Annotated in this window: 2 protein-coding genes; both read right to left on the bottom strand. The window is 71.7% G+C overall.

The window, feature by feature from the left end:
* Nucleotides 1-22 precede the first annotated feature (22 nt).
* Entirely contained in the window at nt 23-802 is a 780-nt protein-coding gene (locus tag IRZ18_09380; protein ID MBX5477316.1) for a methyltransferase domain-containing protein, read from the bottom strand.
* A gap of 73 nt (nt 803-875) precedes the next feature.
* The coding region (locus tag IRZ18_09375) for an efflux RND transporter permease subunit (GenBank protein MBX5477315.1) at nt 876-2,963 on the bottom strand (2,088 nt) is incomplete at its 5' end.

The following is a 2,963-nucleotide window of genomic DNA, read 5'->3' as shown; positions in this document are numbered from 1 at the left end:
CCGGCGCAGGCGAGGCGGCGCGCTAAGCCTTTTCGTAGAGCGCCATCCACTCGTCGATCTGGAACGACTTGACCTGCCCGCCGTCCACCTCGATGCGGAAGTGGTCGCGCGCCGGGGCGGGCGCCTCCAGCAGTTGCCGCGCGACACGCTCGATCTGCGCGTCGGACGTGGCCGTTCGGCGGACCCAGCTGTCGAAGACCAGCGTCTTCTTCCGCAACCGCGCCCGCCGCTCGACGAGTCCCGCCCGTCGCAGCCAGGCCTGCCACTCACGGACGGACGGGCAACGGACGTGGCTCTCGTCCCGCATCTTTTCCGTCGTGTTGATGAACCGGGCGAGGTCGCCGTCCTCCGGCGCGACGTTGTCGATGAGGAGAAAGCGGCCGCCCGGCCGCAGCACGCGTCCGGCTTCCGCCGCGAAGCGGTCCGGGTTGGGGAAGTGGTGCGGCGCGATGCGGCACGTCACGGCGTGGAACGTGCCGTCGAGGAACGGCAGGTCCTCCGCGTCGGCGACGACGTACAGGATGTTGCGGCAGCCGGCGCCGTCGAGGTGGCGGCGCGCCGCGTCGAGCATTTCACGGGTGAGGTCGGCGGCGATCACCAGACCGGCGTGCGGCGAGAGCGCCCGCGCCGTGTGCCCGCCGCCGGTGGCGACATCGAGCACGATCCAGTCCGGTCGAGGCTCCAGCCACTCCACGAGGAGCGCCAGGTCGTCGCCCTTGGCGTGGATCTCGCTGTGCACGTACGCCTCGGCCGCACGGGAGAACTGGGCGCGAACGGCCGCCTTGGCGTGCTCGTCGTCCATCGGGTGCACCGGAGCCCTTCCTTTCCGCTCGACTTTCCACTCTACCGGTTCCATCACCGGGACGGTCGCCGGCCTAATCCCCCGCCGCGCCCGTCTCCCCGACCGCGTCCGCGGCCGTCGCCCGCGCCCCCGCGCGCTCGCCGGCCCGCGTCCCCGCGCCCTCGCCGCGCGCCCGCGCCCACACGCGCCCGGGCCACGCGGCCAGCCAGCGCAGGTTCTCGTACGCCATCGGCACGACCACGAGCGTCAGAAGCGTCGACGTGAACAGCCCGCCGATCACCACGACGGCAAGCGTGGAGCTGATGAGCGAGCCCTCGGACAGGCCCAGCGCCAGGGGCACGAGCGCGAACATCGTCGCGAGCGCCGTCATGAGGATCGGGCGCAGGCGCGTGCTGGCGGCTTCAAGAAGCGCCTCCCGCACCTCGAGGCCCAGCCGCCGCTGCTGCTGGAAGCGGTCCATCAGGACGATCGCGTTCGTCACGACGATGCCGATCAGCATCAGCATGCCGATCATCGCCGGGATGCTGAAGGTGTAGCCCGAGACGTAGAGCGCGAAGATCGCGCCGACCGCGGCGAACGGCAGCGAGAAGAGGATGGCCAGCGGCGCCAGGCCCTCGCCGAACGTCAGCAGCATGATCATGTACACGACGAGGATCGCCGCCACCATGGCCTCGGCCATCTGCGTGAAGCCCTCGCGCATCGTCGCCGTCACGCCGACGTCCTGGGCCGAGACCCCCGGCGGCAGGTGGACGGCCGCCACCTCGCGCGCCACGGCGGCCGTGACGGAGCCGACGTCCTCGGCCGTGATATCGCCCGTGATCATCACGAACGGCTGCTGGTTGCGCCGGTTGATCGCCGTCGGCTGCGGCTTCACGGAGACGCTCGCGACGTCCGCAAGCTTCACGTCCTGCGTGCCGTGCAGCGTGAGCTGGCGGAGCGCTTCCAGATCGGGCGTGCGCGAGAGGTGGACGCCCAGCGGATACGTGTGCCCGTTGAGCCGGATCGTGCCGGCGTCGTACCCGCTGAGGGCCGCATGCACGGCCTGCAGCACCTGGCCGGTCGTGAGGCCGTAGCGCGCGGCGGCGGCGCCGTCGACCTCCACGACCACCGTGTCCGTCTGCTTGCGCAGGGTGTCCGTCACGTTGGTGAGGCCGTCGAGCGACTGCAGCCGCTCCTCCACGCGCGCGGCGACGTCGCGAAGCGCGTCCTCGTTCGGCCCGGAGAAGACGAGCTGGATGGAGTTCGTGCCCCCCGTGGCGGCGGAGTAGGCGGCGGCCTGGACGCGCGCGTCCGGCATGAGCGGCGCCACCTGCTTCTGGATCGCCGTCGCGGCCGCGTTCGGGTCCGTCCCGGGCTCCAGGTCGACCATGATCGTGGCGTCGTTCGGCGCTTGGTAGTTCATGAACGGGTTGGAGCCGCCGACGGATCCGACCACCGACACGACGCGGGTCACGCCGGGCCGCTTGAGGAGCGCATCCTCCGCCTGCCGCGCCTCGCGGTCCATCATCGCCAGCTGCGCGCCTTCAGGGAAGCTCGCGTGCACCGTCACCTGCGGGTGCTCGTCCGACGGCAGGAACGACGTGCCGAGGCGACCCGCGAGCGCGAACGCTCCCGCGAGGAGCGCCAGGCACACCAGCGTGGAGACGGCGCGATGGTTCAGAAGCCAGTTGAGCCCGCGGCGGTACGCCTTCGTGAAGCGCGAGGGCGCGTCCTCCGCCGCTTCCGGCGGCACGCCGCGGTTGAAGACCAGCGTGAGCGCCGGCACCACCGTGACCGCCACCAGCAGCGAGGCGAGGAGCGCGAACACCACGGTGAGGGCGAAGGGCCGGAACACGCGCCCGACGATGCCCCCGACGAGGCCCAGGGGCGCGAAGACGGCGACCGTGGTGAGCGTCGAGGCGGTGATCGCCGAGGCGACTTCCGAAGCGGCCTCGAGGATGACGGGCGCGGAATAGCCGCGCGTGCGGGCGTGCCGGTGGATGTTCTCCGTCACGACGATCGCGTCGTCCACCACGCGCCCCACGGCCACGGCCATGCCGGCCAGGCTCATGACGTTCAACGTCACGCCGAAGTGGTCGATGAGCAGAAGGCCGATCGCGACGGACGTCGGGATGGACAGCACGGCCACGAGCGTGGCGCGGCCGCGCCGCAGGAAGACGTA

This window comes from Clostridia bacterium, from assembly GCA_019683875.1.
In the GTDB taxonomy this organism is placed as follows: Bacteria; Bacillota; Sulfobacillia; order RBS10-35; family Bu92; genus Bu92.
Note: the sequence above shows the minus strand (reverse complement) of the source record. Positions and strands in the feature narration are given on the sequence as shown.

Bases quoted from the DNA above. Each gene is read 5' to 3' on its own strand.
- IRZ18_09380 (MBX5477316.1), bottom strand. From the start codon at position 802: ATGGACGACGAGCACGCCAAGGCGGCCGTTCGCGCCCAGTTCTCCCGT.